Source organism: Flavivirga spongiicola (genome assembly GCF_030540825.1).
In the GTDB taxonomy this organism is placed as follows: Bacteria; Bacteroidota; Bacteroidia; order Flavobacteriales; family Flavobacteriaceae; genus Flavivirga; species Flavivirga spongiicola.
In genome coordinates this window covers 1124379-1144635 of the sequence record NZ_JAUOEO010000001.1, presented here as the reverse complement: position 1 = coordinate 1144635, position 20257 = coordinate 1124379, and the positions used below count along the sequence as shown (strand labels likewise).

Sequence of the window (20257 nt, the reverse complement as noted above, 5' to 3'; positions counted from 1 at the left end):
CATAGTGTACAACTTAAATAAGAAACAATTATGATACAAAAACAAGCATATAGTTGGATAACCATGGCCCTGTTTTTTATGGCTACGGTTACCATACAAGCACAAGATTATATTGTAACTGATTATGCAGATACAAATACACCTGGGACTTTGCGTTGGAGTATAAACCAAGCCAATGGTGCAGCAGGGCCGCATACAATTACATTTGATGGTACAGGAGGAACTATTGATTTAACAGCAAATTTACCTTTAATAAGCACAGCAGATATTACCATAGACGGTACATCTGCTGGTGGAGAAGCCTCTGTGATTATAGATGCAGGAGCAGGAGATAATGGACGATATATATTTAGGGTTCAAGCAGGAGGAACCAATGCAACCTTGAGGGGGATGACTTTGCTAGACTCCGGTAATAACGCAATTATATTAAACGGTAGTCCAACTGGAGTAGTTATTGAAGACATAATTGTTACAAATTCTGTAACTACTTGTGACTGCATTGACAGTGCGGTTTATGTTCCTAATAATGCAATAGATTTAACGATTAGAAATGTAGTAATGACAGAAGGACAAACTGGACAATATGGAATTATTATTGCAGGTACTTCTAATAACGTTACTATTGACAAGTTTATTTTGTCAAAATCAGATCCTAGTATGGGTATAAGATTTTCAGGTGCTGCTAATAATGTTAATATTTTAAATACAACATTAGATTTACAAAGAGATGGATCAGGAAGTAGTGGGGATTATGGAATCTATTTCATAAGTGCAGCTACGAACATTACTATAGATGAACTAGAAGTAAATAACGCAGACGGTGTTGGGCTTTATTTTACTAGTACAGCAGACATTATAAGGATTGATGATTCTCGATTTAGTAATGCAACTGGAGAAACGAATGCAATTGAGATACGTTTTGCAGGTGTTGCAACTGATGTTATCATGAATACTGTTACTTTAGATTTAGATCATACTTTAACTACAAATGATGGAGACTATGGTATCTATTTTAATACTACTGCAAACCAAATTACACTTAATGGAATAACCATGCATGATCCTGAGGTTCATGGTATTTTTATTGGAGGTGTTGCTACAGATATTACCTTAACCAATTCGACCTTTGATAATTTTGATGGATCAGGAACTAATGAAATGATTCGTTTTAACAATGTTGTGAATGGAATTACGATGACCGATGTTACTATTGATGCAGATTTTTCAGGTACAACTGATGATGGAAACACAGCTCTCTATTTTCTTTCAGATATAAATCAAGATGACTCGAAAAATGCAACATTTACAAATTTGGATATAAGAAATGCTGATAGTTTTCAATTCCATGCTGCAAGAGCTGTAAATAATTTCACGGTTGAAGGCTCTACTTTTACAGGGAATACTGAAGCAAACGCGGCAGGTATGGGGATAGACTTAGGCTATAACTACATAAAGAGAGATATTTTAATAAATAATAATACCTTTTTAAACCTACAGCAAAATGGGATACTTATAGATACAGATGGTACTAATGCCACCTCAAACATTAAAATAACCAATAATACTATTAGCGGTACCACTGCTAATGGTGCCTTTCCTGGAAATGGTATTATTGTTTGGGAACATAATGGAGTTACAGATTTTGAAATTTCAGGCAATACCATATTTGATAACGCAGCAGCAGGTATAGCCATCTCACATACGGATGGTATAAATATTTCCCAAAATAGTATCTATAATAATGCTTTGATCGGGATTGACAATCAAAATAACAATGGAGGGAATGACCTTGAACAAATAGATGGTGATACCCCTCTTATTTTAAATTCTGTAAATACAGGTGTAGATACATATGACGTTACGTTTACTACCCCTCCTACTACAGTTTGTAACCCTTGTGATATAGAATTTTTTACCAATCAAGCTTCCGATTCGCCTTATAATGGCCGTACTTATGTACATACAGAAACAGGGCTTTCAGGAGCAACAACCTACACAAGAAGCATTAATAGTGGTGGAGAAAACATAGGTTTTTGGACCACTACATTAAAATCCATAAACTTAAATAGCTCCGTATCTGAATTTGGTGATGCATATAAAATTAACCCAACATTAGGCCCAGGTGGTGTTACTGCAGGTCTTAATTTATGGCTTCGTGCAGATGTAGGTACTACACCTACTTCAACAGGAACATTAACAGGATGGGAAAATTTAGCTCAGTTCAATGTTGCAGGTCAATTTGGTGCAAGACCACTACCCTCTCTTATTGATGGTAGTGCTACTTTGTTCAACTTTAATAAAGCAGTTCAATTTACTGCAACCAATCAAAAAATCGGAAATGTTACTTCTGCAACTTTAGGAACTAGTAGTTATGACATATTCACGCTTACTAAAGAAGGAATGACTGGCTCAAGGTTTTTCAATATTGGTAGAGACAATATTACTTTAAATGGAACCAATTGGGATTCACCTGGATTATATACCAGTGGTGCTATTGCAATTCGAAATAGAGGAGGTGGACTTCCATATCTTTCTAACCCTGGTGGTACATTTAGTGCAACGATCCCCTCTATTACTTATAATAGGTTTACAGATGTGTCTGTAACAAAAGGATTTAACGGTGCAAACACAGGTGGTATTGGGGCTCATGGCTCAACAGGATCGCCTATGGGTGGATATGTTTTGGGAGATACTCGTAGTACTGGAACTGGTGGAGATGATTCTGGATTCATAGGAACAGTTGGTGAATTTATAGCCTATAATAGAAACCTCTCTGCAACAGAAAGAAGACAAGTAGATAGTTATATGGCTATTAAATATGGTCTTACATTAGACCTGACAGTAGCAAGCAATAATTATTTATTAAGTGATGCTTCTGTTATTTGGAATGCAACAGCCAATTCTGCATATAATAATGATATAGCAGGTATTGGTAGAGATGATAAATCAGCCTTAAGCCAAAAACAATCCAAGTCTGTAAATGCAGATGCTATAGTAACTATAGGTTTGGGAGGTATTGCAGCAACAAATATTGCTAATGCTAACACATTTACAACCGATAAAGACTTTCTTATTTGGGGTAATGATAATGCCAGTATAGATTTTCAAACTACCGAGTTACCAGCAGGAGCATTAGCATTACAACGTATAGGTAGAGAATGGAAAGTACAAGAAAATGGGAGTGTAAGCAACCAAACAATAGCATTTAGTAATATTAATGTGAGCTCAATAGCTTATGATTATGAATTATATGTAGATACGGATGGAGATGGCAATTTTGCCAATGCTACAATTATTACTGGAGGTGTTGAATCTGGTGGTACAATTACGTTTGCAGGAGTAGATTTAAACCATAATGATGTATTTACTTTAGGCGTAACTATTCCAATTCCTGGTGGGATTTCGAATGGGCTATCTGCCTGGTATCGATCTAGTGAGAATATTACAACTACCTCATGGCCAGATGATGGTCCCGTTGGTAGTTTTGACTTAACCAAAGTAGGTTCACCAACGTTAATGCCTACGGCTATTAACTTTAATCCTGGTGTAGATTTCCCTGGTAGTAGAGGAAATAGATATGAGCGAGTAATAGCACCTTTGTCTGGTGGTTCTAATGCCACTGTATTTTATGTGGGTACTGCTAATAGACTTGCAAGTGGTGATGAGATAAAAGTTGGCTTTGGAACATCTTATGATAATCCTACCATAGGCTCGTTTAACAGGAAAATAGGACATTATGATGGTAATTATGGGACAGGTACAAATGGAGATGATGTAGTAGAACAAGATGAACCCTATATGCACACTACCTCATGGCTCAATGCTACAGCGCCAGAATATAGCTTCAATGGTTTAAATGCAGTAGCATCAAACGGTATGCGTATATCAGTTCCAGCGGGGTCAAGATTACATTTTGGCGCAGATATAGGTGGTGGAGATGATTCAGGAAAGGGTATTATAACGGAAGTGGTTATCTATAATACAAAGCTTACACCAGTGGAGCGCGAACAAGTAGAGAGTTACTTAGCATTAAAGTTTGGTATTACCCTGGATCAAACAACAGCAAGAAATTATGTAGCTTCAGATGCTTCTGTAGTATGGAATGCAACCACAAATAGCCTTTATAATAATGATATAGCAGGTATAGGTAAAGATGATTTAACTGCATTAAACCAAAAGCAATCCAAATCTATAAACGAAGATGCTATGGTTACCATAGGTTTGGGAGGTATTGCAGCAACAAATATTGCTAATGTTAACACATTTACAACCAACAAAGACTATCTTATTTGGGGTAATGATAATGCTAGTATAGATTTACAAACTACCGAGTTACCAGCAAGCGCAGGAGCATTACAACGTATAGGTAGAGAATGGAAAGTACAAGAAAATGGGAGTGTAAATAACCAAACAATAGCATTTAGTAATATTGGTATTAGCCCATTAGCTTATAATTTCGAATTATTTGTAGATACGGATGGCGATGGAGATTTTACCAATGCTACAGTAATTGGCGGTGTTGAATCTGGTGGCGTAATTACATTTTCAGGAGTAGATTTAAACAATAATGACCTATTTACTTTAGGATTTACACAGCCATCTCCAGGAGGCGTTACGAATAGTTTATCTGCTTGGTTTGAAGCAAATCAAGGCGCAACAACTGCACTTTGGGAAGATCAAAGCGGAAATAACCGTGATGCAGCTGGAAGATCTCTTGCTGGAGGGCCTACAGGAACAATGATAAACTTTAATCCATCTATGTCCTTTGTCGGTGCATCAATTAATGAGGCCTACGATATTAGTGGCTTAGGCTTAGGTTTGTTTACTAATGGAAACTTTAGCAATGCAGCCTTTTCTGTAGGTTCTGGAACCGGAGGAGCTTGGTTAAGTTCAGGGGCAGTTGGTACCGATAGATCAATGTTTTTGAGAAATTCTCCTACATCTACATCTTTTGATTTATATAATAGAGGATTTAGTCCAGGAGGAGCTTCTACAGAAACGAGAATGATGAGTGTCGCTTATGCATCTGGAACATCTACTCGATCTATTTCTTTGAATAGTATGGCACCCAGTACAAATTCTTCAGCTACATTAAATTTTTTACCAGGTCAGGCTATTATAGGACATGACCTTAGCTCAGGAACTAATAGATATAATGGAGACTTACCTGAAGTTATTTTTCATAAAGATGTTGATTTAACAGCCATAGAAACGTTAAGAATAGAATCCTATTTAGCAATTAAATATGGCTTAACGTTAGATCAGAGTTCTTTAACAAATTACTTAGCATCAGATGCTTCTGTAATTTGGGATGCAACCACAAATAGCCTTTATAATTATGATATAGCTGGTATAGGTAGAGACGATTTAAGTGGCTTAACTCAAAAGCAATCTAAATCTGTAAATACAGATGCTATTGTTACTATAGGTTTGGGAGGTATTGCGGCAACAAATATTGCCAATGCCAACACATTTACAACCAATAAAGATTTTCTTGTTTGGGGTAATGATAATGCCAGTACAGCAGTAGTAAACTCAGGTATTCCAAGTGCGTTTTCAGAAAAAACAGCCCGTAATTGGTTGGTAAATGAAACTGGAGCTGTTGGCAGCACCTTGATACAGATACCTAACAGTGCTGTTGCAGGGTTTAGCAGTACTACCGAACTCATGCTATTCGTAGCAGACGATTCTGGATTTACTACTAATGTAGTAACAGTGCCACTTGTACAGAATGGTGCTAATTGGGAAGTTATCTATGATTTTGATGGAACTAAATATTTCACTTTTGGAATTGTTGCCCCAAGTGATTTTATGAGACATGGTAAAAACTTTCAAAATGGAGTAGAACAAAAAATGAAATTTTAATAAATAAAGGTGTGTTTAACCTTAGGTTATTCCACATATAAGGAGGGCTGAATTTAGGTTTGGTTGGCTAACAATAAGTCCTCCTTTTTAAATAACAAAGTGTTTAGTAGAGGTTAGTTGGGACTAGTATTTACAACACTTCAAAAAGAGAAAAGTAATGGTTAGAAGTATTAAAAATTCTAACCTACTTTCTCTTAAAAAAAGGAAGAAGTTAAGACTATGTATTATAAATGGTCCAATACTAAATAAAAATTATAAAAAATGAAAACACATAAAAATGTAGCACTTGGATTATTTCTATTTGTGAGTTTAATAACTATGGCACAAACATCAAATCTTGGAGAGCTATCTATTCTCCCCAATACACAAATGGGAGTTGTAGATGATTTTAACAATACCACGACAGCAAGTGTAATGAATAATGGAGAACTGTTTGTGTACTCCAATTTTAATAACGATGGATTATTCTCATATTTCGATTCAAATAATAATGGATTAACACGTTTTGAAGGAACAAGCATACAGCAAATAACAGGTAACGCACTAAGTGAGTTTTATAATGTATTATTTAATAACACATCATCTGCATTTTCCTTTGAATTGAGTGGAGATATAAGCGTTGTAAATACTGCTGAGTTTTTTCAAGGTATTGTTAAAAATGATGATTTTGGAGGAAATATAACCTTTGAACAATTAGCAGATCATATAAACACATCTAATACAAGTTATGTTGATGGATCAGTATATAAAAATGGAGATACTGCTTTTGAGTTTCCTATCGGTGATAATGGGTTTTATAGAAGTTCAGCTATTTCTACACCAGATAACAGCAATGATATATTTGCTTCTAAGTATTTTTTAGAAAATAGTGATACCCTGCATCCTCATGCATTGGCAACTGGTGTTATTGAATTTATAGATAATACAGAATATTGGACGATTACCAGAGATCAAGGAGTTGCTAATGTTATAGTAACACTTAGCTGGGATACTAATACGACACCTTTAGAAATAAGTAATGCACCAGCTACTGCAATACGCATAGTGCGCTGGGATGCTATTCAAGGTTTTTGGGTGGACGAAGCAAGTATTGTAGATATAGACAACCAGACTGTTACAACAGTAGCTGAAGTTTCAGGTTATGGTGTTTTTACACTAGCCACAGTAAAAGAAGATATTATTCTACTCGATGATGTGATAGTATATAATGGACTAAGCCCCAATGGTGATGGCAATAACGATTTTTTCCTTATAGATGGAATTGCAAAATACCCTGATAATACAGTTCAAATTTTTAATCGCTGGGGTGTAAAAGTATTTGAAACAACCAGCTATAACGAAACCAACAATGTATTTAAAGGCATATCGGATGGTAGAATAACTATAAACGAAAAAGAACAATTACCAGTTGGCACCTATTTCTATATTGTAGAATACAATCCTGGAGGTAATCAATCACAAGCTGTTAAAAAAGCAGGGTATTTATATATAAATACAGACAAAAATTAACAATAACATTCTTATAGCCTCAATCTTAAAACTTACAACCATGCAACTAAAATACTTACCATACTTATTAATAGGAGTGTTCTTATTAAACGTTAACATACTGTTAGCACAGCAAGATCCTCATTTTACACAATATATGTATAATACTGTTTCTTTTAATCCGGCATATGCAGGTAGTAATGGAACTTTAAATGCTAACTTGTTACATCGCTCCCAGTGGGTAGGTTTGGAAGGCGCTCCAACCACACAGCTTTTTTCAATAAATAGCCCCGTAGGAGGTGGCAACACGGCATTAGGCTTATCATTTATAAACGATAAGATAGGCCCCTCCCAAGACTTTTATGTTACAGTTGATGCATCTTATACTATACCTTTTGATAATGATATAAGATTTGCTTTTGGTATAAAAGCAGGATTACAATCCTTACAAGTAGATTATAATAAGCTAGCTATTTATAACCCTACAGATGCTCGGTTTAACGAAAACGTTAACAATCAGAAGCCTCAAATAGGTATTGGAAGTTATCTATATGCCGAGAATTGGTATTTGGGACTTTCAATACCCAATGTATTAAAAACAGATTTCTATGACGCTGTAACTATATCTACCGCAGCAAAGCGTCAGCATTTTCATCTTATTGCAGGCTATGTATTTCAATTAAACGAAAACTTAAAATTTAAACCAGCAACATTAGTTAAAATTGTTTCCGGAGCTCCAATAGCATATGATCTATCAGCTAATTTTTTATTAAATGACAAGATTACACTTGGAGGGGCTTATCGTTTAGACGCTTCAATTAGTGCTTTAGCAGGATTTCAAATATCTGATAGTTTAATGATAGGATACGGTTATGACTTTGATACTACGGAATTAGCTAGATATAATTCAGGATCACATGAGGTATTTTTAAAGTTTGAAGTATTCAACAAGATAAAAGGTAGAACATCACCTAGATTTTTCTAATAATAAATTGTAGACAGATGAAACATATAATAACAATTATAATATTGCTTTTTGTTTTAATTAGCAATGCACAAGAGAATAAGCTAAAAAAAGCAAATCAAAAATATAATGATTTATCATATATAGATGCAGCAAAGGTGTATTTACAAGTGGCCGAATCTGGTTATAAATCAGAAGAACTATTCAAAAAAATAGGAAATACATATTATTTTAAAGCTGATTATAAAGATGCAGAAAAATGGTACGGAGAGTTATACAAATTAAACAGTAAAACACTTGAGACAGAATATTTGTTAAGATACTCACAGTCTTTAAAAGCTGTAGGTAAAGAAAAAAAGGCAGAAAGTGTATATGACCAATTTTTAAATACCTCAGGTATTTTAAATAAAGAGTTTTCTTCATCTTCAGATTATTTAGAAATAATAGAAGAAAACAGCAATAGATATAATATTACCCCATTACCGATAAATTCTAGTAATGCAGATTATGGCGCGTTTATTCATGAAAATACAATATATTTTGCTTCAACAAGAAACTTAAAAAAAAGAAGAAGTGTTGATGTTTGGAGTAATGAACCTTTTTTAGATATCTATAGTGTAAATTATAATGAAGAAGAAAATACTTATAGTGAACCAGTAGCTATAAAAGGTGACGTAAATAAAAGATTTCATGAAAGCTCACCCGCAATCACTAAAGATGGTAAAACACTTTATTTTACAAGAACCAATTCTACACCAAGAATTAAAACCAATAAAAAAGATAAAATACAATTAAAAATTTATAGGGCAACCAAAGTTGGCGATGAATGGACAAATATAGAAGACCTATCAATAAACGGCGATAACTATTCGAATGTACACCCCGCATTAAGTCCCGATGAAAACACTTTGTATTTCGCATCAAATATGCCTTCATCTATAGGTCAAACCGATATTTTTTCAGTATCAATAAACAAAGACGGATCGTTTGGGAAGCCAAAAAACTTAGGTTCCAAAGTAAATACTAAAGGAAGAGAATCGTTCCCATTCGTTACAAATAACTATGAACTTTACTTTTCATCCGATGGTCATTTTGGTCTAGGGGGCTACGATGTATTTTATATAGATTTAAAAGCCACAGGCAAGCAGTTACTTAATGTAGGGATGCCAGTGAATGGTCCAGCAGACGATTTTGCATTTTCAATTAATAACCTCACAAAAAAAGGCTTTTTTAGTTCCAATCGTACAGAGGTCGATAATATATATGGGTTTACAGAAACAAAATCAATAAAAGAATTATTAGAAGCTGTAGTTACGGGTGTGGTTACCGATAAAGTTACAGGGCAGCCTATTGCTCATGCAACATTAACCATTAATAGTGATGATAATACTATTAAATATGATATCATCACTAGAGAAGATGGCTCATTTTCAACAACTGTAAACAAATTTAAAGCTCATACCATTACAGTAAAAAATAAAGGCTACGATACCACAGACACCTTTATAGCCAAAGGAGAAGATGCCTATAAGGTAGATATTCAATTAGTAAAAAATGTATTTGAAATAGGTCCAGACGCTATGTCAGACTTAGCCAAAATGCTAAACACAAGTCAAATATATTTTGATTTAAATAAATCCAGTATTAAAAAAGAGGCAGAAATCGAGTTAGAAAAAATTATAGCAGCTATGAAACAGCATCCTAATTTAAAAATAGATGTACGCTCACATACAGATAGTAGAGCTAACGATTCCTATAATATAAATTTATCTAACCAACGAGCAAAAGCAACCATTAATTATTTAATAGCAAGAGGCATTAATAAAGATAGATTAACAGGTAAAGGTTATGGAGAAAGTCAATTATTGAATGGTTGTAAGAATGGTAAAAAATGTACAGAAGCACAACATCAGGAAAATAGACGGAGTGAGTTTATTGTATTGAAGAATTAATAAACCATAAAAAACACTTCAATCAGTTATGGTAATAAAATTTAATACTAAGGAATTGTTGTTTATTAAAAAGTATGCTTATGGTATAAACAGTGAAGCTATAAAAGACAAAATATGCCTAGGGTGTGATGATATGTTTATGGCTTTAAAACAAGAGTTTAAAATGAAATTAAATGTTGATTGTGATATACAGATGATTCAAAGATCGTATAACAATAATCTGTTCGATATTGACAATTATTTTTTAATGAATCAGCAGCACATTGCTTTTGGGACAGCTTACAATGTTTATGTAAGCACAAAAGATAATCCTGTTTATTGTTATAATATGACTCTTAAAGAATTATATGTAAAAGTACTTCGTGCACACATAGGTATAATTAAAAATTATAAGAAAACTCTAAAGTTTTGTTCATAAAATTAGATAGATAAAAGGTTAATAGGGGCTGAAAATATGGGGTAAATAATTCTAAGATCTAATACGAAATTCAAAGAAATTACAAAGTACTTTAGCTTGCTTTTTAAGATTTAATTTTAACCGATTTGTATATAAGGGAATGTGTTATTTTGGAATTATCAGTTGCGAGATTTAAAATGATATTGGTATCAGGAAGTGACCAAATGCTTATATATTCTAAATGGCCTGAAGAAACCGCTAGACCGTAACGACTTTTGTCGTTTTTGAAAATATCGTTATTCCATTTTAATTCATCGACAGTGGGGCTGCCATATTTTTTAGTCAGTAGGTTCTTTATTTTTTCAAAATCATCTATATAAACATTTTCATTACTATGTTGTTTTTTAAACATGTAAGAAATGCGTTCTAGTGAGTTTTTATTTATTTCAAAAAGTAGTGTAGCACCTAAATGGTTAATTAGAGTTGTTTTAGAAAATCCGGTTTTTGTTTCTTGTAAGTCTGGTATAGTTGATTTTACTTTGGTTTCTGTATCACCCCAATTTAGGTTTTGAAAAGCGAAAGGGCTATGTGTTTCTTGACAAAAGCTTAAAAAAGGAAGTAATAAAAGAATAAGTAGGGATTTCTTCATAATGATTTAATTTTAACATAATTGATATCCTTAGAGTAGTACCAATTAAAATTTTAATAATGGGGCTAATAATTATAAAACCATCTAATTTGGACGGTTTTGCTTGTAATTAGTATCTGGTTGGAAACACAGCAAAATTAAAAAAGTTTCTTTTTGTAATCTTTGTATTATTTTTAATCACCTGATACTAAGGCATCACCTCGTAAAAAGTAACTACAAATCTTATCAAAAACAACTCTTTTTATAAAATTCGTCTGTTTCTGACCACACACTAATTCTCAAATATATATAAATTAGAACAAGTTTATTGTACATGTTCATCTTTTTAGATGAAAGTATATGAGCTGTTTTAAAATAAGTTGGTAGTTCTTTTGATAAAATTAATAAACCTCCTGTCCAGGAGGCTTATTTTGACTATTTTTCCCTCAATAAAACCAATAGCCAATTTTTGATTGCTCACAATCAAATGAAAACTTAATCAGAGTATTTACCAAAATTCAATAAATACGCCTTGGGAAGTCGTTTTAAGTGTTACGCTAACAGGTATCTCTTCACAAAGTTTTGCTAATTGAATTATTTGATGCTTAACCAAAGGTTCATTAACTATGGTTATTAAACCATCAAAGCTTCCTTTTTGAGTCTCCGTTTTAAAGATGTCTTTGAAGCCTTCTTCAATTCTCTTATGATATTTTTTGTTTACAGCCATTTTATTAGATAAGGTATCGAAATTTTATTCTGGTATTTATTGTTTTGAATATTTAGATGTATGTTAAAAGCTATGACCAAATAATAATATAATGGGGTTTAATTGGTATTATTTTTTAGATTTTTCTTCAAACGATTAGACATGGTCTTATATTCTTTAGCTATTTCAACAATAGCATTAAAGACTAGGATGTTTTTTGAAATACCAGCTTTTGTGTTTCTAACAGTTTGTGAATCAACGATGACTTTATTCGCGCTTAGTTTGTCTATGACCTTACTTGTATATTCTTTAGGAAGGTGGTTTGTTAGTAAATCTTTGAGAGCTTCCTGCTCTTTACGAATACTGATGTCATATAATGCATATAATTTGTTTAAATTTGTCATATCTTGTATATATTTGTTAGCAATTGAGTGAATTTACATACAAATATATACAAATAGTTAAATAAATGAAAAATATTTTACTTATTGGTATAATTTATAATTGTTCTAAATATGCTATTTAAAGAAAAACTAAAACAATTAATAAAGACAAAGTATAGCAAATATGGTGATTTAGCTGATAAATTCGAGATGAATTATACCCAGTTATCACAATATATAAATGGTAAGAAAATATCAATAGATTTCTTAAATAAAATAATTCATGAATTTCCTGATGCGGATCTTAATTGGTTATTGAGAAATGACGATATTTTACGTGAAGACGTAGAACCTTACAAAGCAACATTGACTAGTAAGCAAATTATAGATAAAATAGAAATATTGTTTGAAGATTTAAAAGACCAAATAGAAGAAAAATGATGATTTTTTTTTTTAGTAAAAATATCACAGGTTACTTCTTATTAAAGATATTCCAAAATTCTTTCCAAAGCCATACCTCTTGAACCTTTAATAAGTATTGCGGTATTTTCTATTTTAGAGTTATCAAACCAGTCTTTAAAATCATAAAAAGATTTAAACTGTTCTGTTGTGTTAGATTTCGTTTGTGTTTTAAAAAAGTTTTCACCAATAAGAACAACCTGATCTATATTTAAAGATGCTGCTAAATCAGCAATGTTTTGATGCTCTTTATTCGCATCTTTTCCAAGCTCAAACATGTCACCGATAAGTGCTATCTTTTTTGTGCTTAGCTGCTTTTCAAAATTTAATAAAGCTGCTTGCATACTTGTTGGGTTTGCGTTGTAAGCGTCTAAAATGATCTTGTTAGTGTCTTTCTGTATAATTTGTGAACGGTTATTGGTGGGCGTATAATTTTCAATAGCGGCCTTTATATCGTTATCTTCAACTTTAAAATAATGACCGATAGCAATGGCTGCTGTGATGTTATTAAAGTTGTAATCACCGATAAGCTGACTTGCTATTTCTAGCTTATTGTACTCACATTTTACAAAAGGGAGTGCATTAATGAAATTGATATTGATATCAAAATCACGACTGTTTTTGCCAAATATAAACCGATTTGTATTTTTTGTTTTTTCAATTTGGATACTATCATTACCATTTACAAAAATGGTTTTATCGTGGTTAATTAGGAAATCGTACATTTCACTTTTTCCTTTAATAACACCTTCAATACTTCCAAAACCTTCTAAATGCGCTTTTCCAAAATTAGTTATATATCCATAGTCTGGTTTGGCTATGTTGCATAGAAATTCAATTTCTTTTTGATGATTTGCACCCATTTCTACAATCCCAATTTGGGTATTATCTGTCATAGAAAGCAACGTTAATGGCACGCCAATATGGTTATTTAAATTACCAATAGTAGCAGTGGTTTTATATTTTTGAGATAATGTAGCATTAATTAATTCTTTAGTTGTTGTTTTACCATTACTACCAGTAAGCGCTATTATGGGAATGTTTAAATACGTTCTATGATGGGAAGCTAACTTTTGTAATGTTTCTAAAACATTTTTTACTAAAATAGTTTTATTAGATGTATTAAATAGTGCTTCATCAACAACGGCGTATTTAGCACCATTTTTTAAAGCCTGTTCCGCATATGTGTTTCCATTAAAATTTTCGCCTTTAAGAGCAAAAAAAAGGTCATTTTTTTTAATCTTTCTTGTATCGGTAGATACCGAATTACATTGTAAAAAAAGCTCGTGTAATTGTTCTATTTTCAACAGATAGAATTCTTTTTAAGTTTGTGAAATTATACCAGTTCTGTTATAAAATGTGATATAGATAATTTGGATTAGTTTTTTGCTAGTTCAAAGCATAAAAATTAATCATAGCCAAAACTACGATTTATTTTTATAATGCAGAAATAGTGAAAATAAACGAATTATATGCTGCGTTTTATGATAGAAATTAATTGTATAAAAAAAGTCCCAACAAACGTTAGGACTTTTAATAATTTTATAAGTAATAGGAATTAATTCTTTGTTTTGCTTTTGGATTTAGATTTTGAACCTACACGTGACATTGCACATCTAAATCCAATATAATCTGTTGCCATATCTTGTGGGAAGTAACGTCTTTGAGCTGGATCTAACCAATACTCTCTGTCTTTCCAAGATCCTCCTTTGTAAACTCTAACTTGATCATTAATTAAAGATGTTCTGTTATTACCCTTATCGTATTCTCTTATAATGTTTCCTAAAGAATCCCTAGAGATACTATGTTTAGGGGAATTATACATTTTTCTAGTATCAGAATCTTTCTTTTCAGCATCTTCACCTTCATAATCATTAAAACTTTCATAATAACGAGAAGAACGTTTGTCACCGTCTCTAAAGTTTATTTCATCACTTCTATCAAAGTTAGTACGTAAGTATGTCTCGTTTTCGTCAATAGGAACTTGTTGTATTTCACCAGGTAAATTTCTAGCAATTACTTTTCCATTTGGTAAAGTATCATATATAATGTCATCAGCTGTAACAACTTTGACAGTACCATCATCATTTAAAGCATTTTTGGTATAAACATTACCACGATAATAGTTAAAGTCATTAAAATCATCATCTATAATAGGTCTGTAAACATCAGCAACCCATTCGGCAACATTACCAGCCATGTCATATAATCCAAAATCGTTAGGGTCATAAGATTTAACAGCATTTGTAATATCTGCTCCATCATCGGACCAACCTGCAATACCACCATAATCACCTTTTCCTTGCTTAAAATTAGCCAATTGGTCACCACGAATTTTACGTTTGTCAGAACGTGTATATTGTCCATCCCAAGGGTATTTTTTACGCCCACGATATAGGTTGAAATCTCTAATTTCGCTTAATCCCAAAGCGGCATATTCCCACTCAGTTTCAGTAGGAAGTCTATATTTTGGTGAAATTATTCCAGTTTCACGAGTCGCATAAATATTAGATTCATTACCGTCTGCATCTACTCTAACATTTCTTTTATTACGACCTTCACCGTTAATAATTTCTTCATTACCACCATACGTTAAGGTAGGAGCATTAATATAAGTGTCTGTGCTAAATGTTGACTCTGCATTAACATCGGTAATCTTTGCATCACGTTTTAAGTAACCGGCTTTTTCCAAGTTGTACTCATTAACACGATCTGATCTCCAATTAGCAAATTCAACTGCTTGAATCCAGCTTACACCAACAACAGGATATTCTCCGTAACCTGGGTGACGTAAGTAGTTTTCTGTCATTACCTCGTTAAAACCTAAACGGTTTCTCCAAACTAATGTGTCAGGTAAAGCCCCATTGTAGATGGCTCTAAAATTTTCTTCAGATGGTGGGTAAACTCTTTTAATCCAATCTAAATACTCCATATACATGGCATTGGTAACCTCTGTTTCGTCCATATAAAAAGATTGTACATGTTGCTGAGTTGGGCTATTATTCCAATCGTGCATCACATCATCCTGAACACGTCCTTTAGTGAAAGTTCCCCCTTCAACAAATACGAGACCTGGAGATGTTTCCTGTTCTCTGAAATCTGTGTTGTACTGAAAACCACCTTCTCTGGAGTTAATCTGCCATCCTGTAGCTCTTGAACTATTCTTTGAACTCGAAGATTTTTTACAACCAGTTGAAGCTATAGTTAGTGCAAAAACTAATAAAACCTTGAATGCTACTACTTTTTTCATATCCATACTTTTAAGTAAGCTAAATAATTTTGGTGCTGCAATATAAGAATTAAACCTAATAACACAAGCTATTTTTTACATTTTAGCCAAAAAAAAGTGTATTTCACCCTATTTTTTTGACATTACAACGATGATTTTGTCGTTTTTCACCATTGTTTTGTGTTGTATTAACGCGTATTTTACTAATTTATTATTGTATTTTTGATGCAGTTTTTAAAATTGTTGATTTTTTTAATAATAACAAGACTTTAACTACGTTGTTTTAACGATGAAAAAGGAAATTTTATTTTTATTGTTCATTTCTTGTACAATAGCTGTGTCTGGTCAGCAAAAAAAGTATACTATTACTTGGGAAGATTCTAAAACAATTTCTGGAGGAAGTTATACCATTGAGATACCTTCTTTTAATACCGAAAATTTTAGTTATGGTTTTGAAGAAGGAATATTGTTTGTAGACCAGTGGGAGGTAAATCAATTAGTAAACGAATCTTCTGCAGTTATTAGTAATGTTGTTTATACCTCTATTTCTAAAGCCAATTTAAAAGATCTAGACCTAAATAAGATTCCGAATACATTAAAATTTAACTTAAAAAATTCCAAGTCAAGAGAAAAACAATATGCAGTTTTTGAACTTTCACCTATTGTTAAGGACTCGAGGGATGGCTATAAAAAGGTTATTTCATTTCAGCTAGATTATAAAAATGGCTTGACTACTAATAGAGTATCCTCATTAAGTAAAGGTTTTAAAACGTCTAAGGTTATTAGTAATTCGGTATTAAGCTCGGGAGAATGGTATCGCTTTTATGTGGATGCTACTGGGGCTTTTAAATTATCAAAAAGCTTTTTACAACGTTTAGGAGTAAATGTAAACAGTGTAGACCCCAGAAATATAAAGCTATACGGACATGGAGGACGTATGATCCCTTATTCTAATGCCCTAGCTTACCCTTTTGATATGCCGGAGAATGCTATAAGGTTTGTGGGAGAAGAAGATGGTGTTTTTGACAATGAAGATTATATCTTGTTTTATGCTCAAGGCCCAAAAGCGTTTAATGCAGAGAGTAATACGAATATAAATTGTTACACAGATAAAACATATTATTATATAAATGTAAGTGGAGGACTGGGTAAGCGTATTCAACAATTTATACAACCTGGTGGATCGGTAGATTTAGTTATTGATACGTTTGAAGATTATAAGTTTCATGAAATTGATGAACATAATATTGCGTTTTTAGGAAGGCGTTGGTTTGGCGATAAATTTGACGTAGATAATAATAAAGTTTTTGAATTTGATTTCCCAGGTTTAGTAACGTCAGAATTAATAAACCTAAGAGTGTTTACAGCAGCTGCGTCAACAACATCAAGTACCATAGAAGTTACTGTAAATGGAACGCCAATTTCAACATTAAATATGAGTGGGTCAACATCACCCAATTTAGCAAGTCAGGCTTCATTTAGTGGTAGCATTAGTGTGAATAGTTCGAAAGTAGAAGTAGGGCTTAATTTTAATAATCAAGGGAACCCGAGCACACAGGCTTATTTAGATTATATATCAATAGAAGCAACTCGTTCACTAAATTTTTCAGACGAGCAATTTCAATTTAAAAATAGTGCGGTTACTTCAGCATCAGGAATAGGACAATATAATATGACTAATACATCCCAAGTTTCAGAAATATGGGATGTAACCGATATATATAATGTTTCTAATTATTTAAATACAGATGGTGCTTCAAATATTAGTTTTACATCTAATTTAGGGAACTTAAAAACTTTTGTAGTGGTCACACCCTTGGATTATTTTGAACCAAAAATAGATTCAAAAACAACGATTAATAATCAAGATATAAAAGGAAGCATTTTTCAAAATGGTCAAGGTGGGTTTCAGGATGTAGATTACATTATAGTTGCTCCAAATAATATGATTAATGAAGCGGAACGTTTAGCGCAGATAAATAGAACGCAATACGATTTGAATGTTAAGGTGTTAGGTTTAGATGAAATTTACAATGAATTTAGTTCAGGTAACCAAGATATTGGAGCCATTAGAAACCTAGTTAAGTATGTTTATGATAATGCAAGCGCACCAGCAAACAGAATAAAGTATGTGTGTTTATTTGGAGATAGTTCTTTTGATTATAAAGATAGAATTCCTAATAATACTAATGTAGTACCTTCATGGCACTCCTATAACAGTTTTAATCTTACCAGTTCATTTATTTCTGATGATTTTTATGGCATGATGGATGCTAATGAGGGGACCATGTCAACAAATGACAGGTTAGATATTGCAGTGGGTAGAATTCTAGCAGATACACCACAAAGGGCCAAAGAAATGGTCGATAAAATAGAATCATATTACGTAAAGGAAGCGTTTGGTGCTTGGCGTAATAATTTTGTGGTTATTTCGGATGATGTTGACAAAGATTGGGAAGGGCTTTTACAGCAAACAACCGATAATGTAGGTAATTTAGTTTCTCAAGAAAAACCTTTTATGAATGTTGTAAAAATACATTCTGATGCATTTCAGCAAGAAACATCGGCAGGTGGAGACAGGTATCCCGAAGTAACAAACGAGATTGTAAATGCTGTTGATAATGGTGCTTTGGTTGTAAATTATTTTGGTCATGGAGGCGAGGACGGCTTGGCTCAAGAGCGTATTCTTTTAAAACCAGATGTTAACGGATTTCGTAATTTTTGTAAATTAAATTGTTTTGTAACCGTAACATGTGAATATACTAAGTTTGACAACCCATTTAGAGAAACAGCGGGCGAATTTACATATTGGAATAAGCAAGCAGGATCTATTGGTTTAATTACAACTACCAGGCAAGTATTTGTTAATTTCGGTATTACTTTTAATAATACTTTAGGACAATATCTATTCTCTTATAGTGATAATGATACTTATGAAGATTACGAATATCCTTCTATGGCTGAAGCTCTCAGGTTGGCAAAAAATGATCCTGTTATATCTGGGAATTCTCAAAGGCGTTTAGTGTTCTTTATCGGAGACCCAGCCATGAAATTGGCTTTCCCTAAGCCAAATATAAGATTAACAGAAATTAATGATGTACCTATTACTCAAGCAACAGATACATTAAAAGCATTAAGTTACGTGAAATTAGCAGGTCAAGTAGTTGATGTTTCTGGAAATTTAATCACTAATTATAACGGTACACTTTCAACAACTATTTATGATAAGTCGATAAATAGACAGACGCTTGCTAATGATGGTACACGACTAAATGGGGAAATAGTAAGGTTAGACTTTGAAACACTTGGAGAAATTATATTTAGAGGTCAGGCATCTGTAAAAGACGGTCAATTTGAGTTTGATTTTGTAGTACCAAAAGATATTGGTATTCCTGTTGGGTTTGGAAAAGTAAGTTTTTATTCAAAAAATGAAGCACTATCCCAAGATCAAGCTGGGGCGAGTATTAATACAGTTAGAATAGGAGGCGTGAACGAAAATGCAGCAGAAGATAATATAGGGCCTGTTATTACACTTTATATGAATGATGAGAATTTTGTCTCGGGAGGAATAACGAATGAGTCTCCTACATTATTGGCTAAAATGGAAGATGCGAATGGGATTAATACAGCAAGTGGTATTGGGCATGATATCGTTGCTATAATAGATGGAGATGAAACAAATCCGGTAGTTCTTAATGATTATTATCAAACAGAAGTAGACGATTATCAAAAAGGTGTAGTAAGTTTTCCGTTTAGAGATTTAGAGCCAGGGCTTCATACTTTAACCTTAAAAGCCTGGGATGTCTATAATAATTCTTCAACTTCTGAAATTCAGTTTGTTGTATTCGATAAAGATCAAGAATTGGTTATAAATAACGTGCTAAATTATCCAAACCCTTTTGTGAATTATACAGAATTTTGGTTTAATCACAATAGTTCGGAACCTTTAGACGTTTCTATACAGATATTCACTGTTTCCGGGAAACTGGTAAGAACGATTAATGGACAAACAACAGGAGGTATTAAAACGACTAGTTCACTATCTAGAGATATTGTTTGGGATGGGAGAGACGATTTTGGGGATAAAATAGGAAAGGGTGTCTATATTTATAAGCTTACAGTTCACTCAAATTTATTAAATAAAAAAGTAGAAAAAATAGAAAAACTCGTTATATTGTAATCAAGA

General features: G+C 32.8%; 12 protein-coding genes. 7 read left to right on the top strand and 5 right to left on the bottom strand.

Going from position 1 to position 20257, the window contains the following annotated elements:
- The first annotated feature begins 30 nt into the window (after positions 1-30).
- The 5 genes from Q4Q47_RS04350 (at position 31) to Q4Q47_RS04330 (ending at position 10687) form a co-directional block, all read left to right on the top strand.
- Entirely contained in the window at positions 31-5865 is a 5835-nt protein-coding gene (locus Q4Q47_RS04350; protein ID WP_303305423.1) for a beta strand repeat-containing protein, read from the top strand.
- 261 nt (positions 5866-6126) lie between these two features.
- Positions 6127-7374 carry a gliding motility-associated C-terminal domain-containing protein gene (locus Q4Q47_RS04345; protein WP_303305422.1) on the top strand — a complete coding sequence of 416 codons (1248 nt, stop codon included), beginning with the start codon at positions 6127-6129 and terminating at the stop codon, positions 7372-7374.
- Between the two features lie 40 nt (positions 7375-7414).
- Positions 7415-8338: a PorP/SprF family type IX secretion system membrane protein gene (locus Q4Q47_RS04340; RefSeq protein ID WP_303305421.1), complete on the top strand. Its 924-nt coding sequence runs from the start codon at positions 7415-7417 to the stop codon at positions 8336-8338.
- Between the two features lie 17 nt (positions 8339-8355).
- The gene (locus tag Q4Q47_RS04335; RefSeq protein WP_303305420.1) at positions 8356-10269 is read left to right on the top strand and encodes an OmpA family protein; all 1914 of its coding nucleotides are present in this window, start codon (positions 8356-8358) and stop codon (positions 10267-10269) included.
- 28 nt (positions 10270-10297) lie between these two features.
- The gene (locus Q4Q47_RS04330) at positions 10298-10687 is read left to right on the top strand and encodes a hypothetical protein (protein ID WP_303305419.1); all 390 of its coding nucleotides are present in this window, start codon (positions 10298-10300) and stop codon (positions 10685-10687) included.
- 103 nt (positions 10688-10790) lie between these two features.
- Here Q4Q47_RS04330 and Q4Q47_RS04325 read toward each other — a convergent pair whose 3' ends face one another.
- The 3 genes from Q4Q47_RS04325 to Q4Q47_RS04315 form a co-directional block, all read right to left on the bottom strand.
- Complete coding sequence (locus Q4Q47_RS04325; protein WP_303305418.1) at positions 10791-11315, bottom strand: hypothetical protein; 525 nt, start codon at positions 11313-11315, stop codon at positions 10791-10793.
- 487 nt (positions 11316-11802) lie between these two features.
- On the bottom strand, positions 11803-12021 hold the full coding sequence (locus Q4Q47_RS04320) for a hypothetical protein (RefSeq protein WP_303305417.1): 219 nt from the start codon (positions 12019-12021) through the stop codon (positions 11803-11805).
- Positions 12022-12119: 98 nt separating this feature from the next.
- Positions 12120-12404, bottom strand: a complete 285-nt coding sequence (locus Q4Q47_RS04315; protein WP_303305416.1) for a hypothetical protein — start codon at positions 12402-12404, stop codon at positions 12120-12122.
- Positions 12405-12515: 111 nt separating this feature from the next.
- On the opposite strand from Q4Q47_RS04315, the gene Q4Q47_RS04310 reads away from it, so the two are divergent.
- Positions 12516-12824, top strand: a complete 309-nt coding sequence (locus Q4Q47_RS04310; protein WP_303305415.1) for a hypothetical protein — start codon at positions 12516-12518, stop codon at positions 12822-12824.
- A gap of 41 nt (positions 12825-12865) precedes the next feature.
- On the opposite strand, the gene Q4Q47_RS04305 is transcribed toward Q4Q47_RS04310, so the two are convergent.
- Together Q4Q47_RS04305 and gldJ are read right to left on the bottom strand one after the other, a co-directional pair.
- Entirely contained in the window at positions 12866-14149 is a 1284-nt protein-coding gene (locus Q4Q47_RS04305; RefSeq protein WP_303305414.1) for a UDP-N-acetylmuramoyl-tripeptide--D-alanyl-D-alanine ligase, read from the bottom strand.
- A 251-nt stretch (positions 14150-14400) separates the two neighbouring features.
- A complete protein-coding gene (gldJ, locus tag Q4Q47_RS04300) occupies positions 14401-16098 on the bottom strand; it encodes a gliding motility lipoprotein GldJ (protein WP_303305413.1) in 1698 nt (565 codons plus the stop codon).
- A gap of 262 nt (positions 16099-16360) precedes the next feature.
- On the opposite strand from gldJ, the gene porU reads away from it, so the two are divergent.
- Positions 16361-20251, top strand: coding sequence for a type IX secretion system sortase PorU (gene porU, locus Q4Q47_RS04295; protein WP_303305412.1), 3891 nt, complete (start codon positions 16361-16363; stop codon positions 20249-20251).
- The last annotated feature ends 6 nt before the right edge of the window (positions 20252-20257 follow it).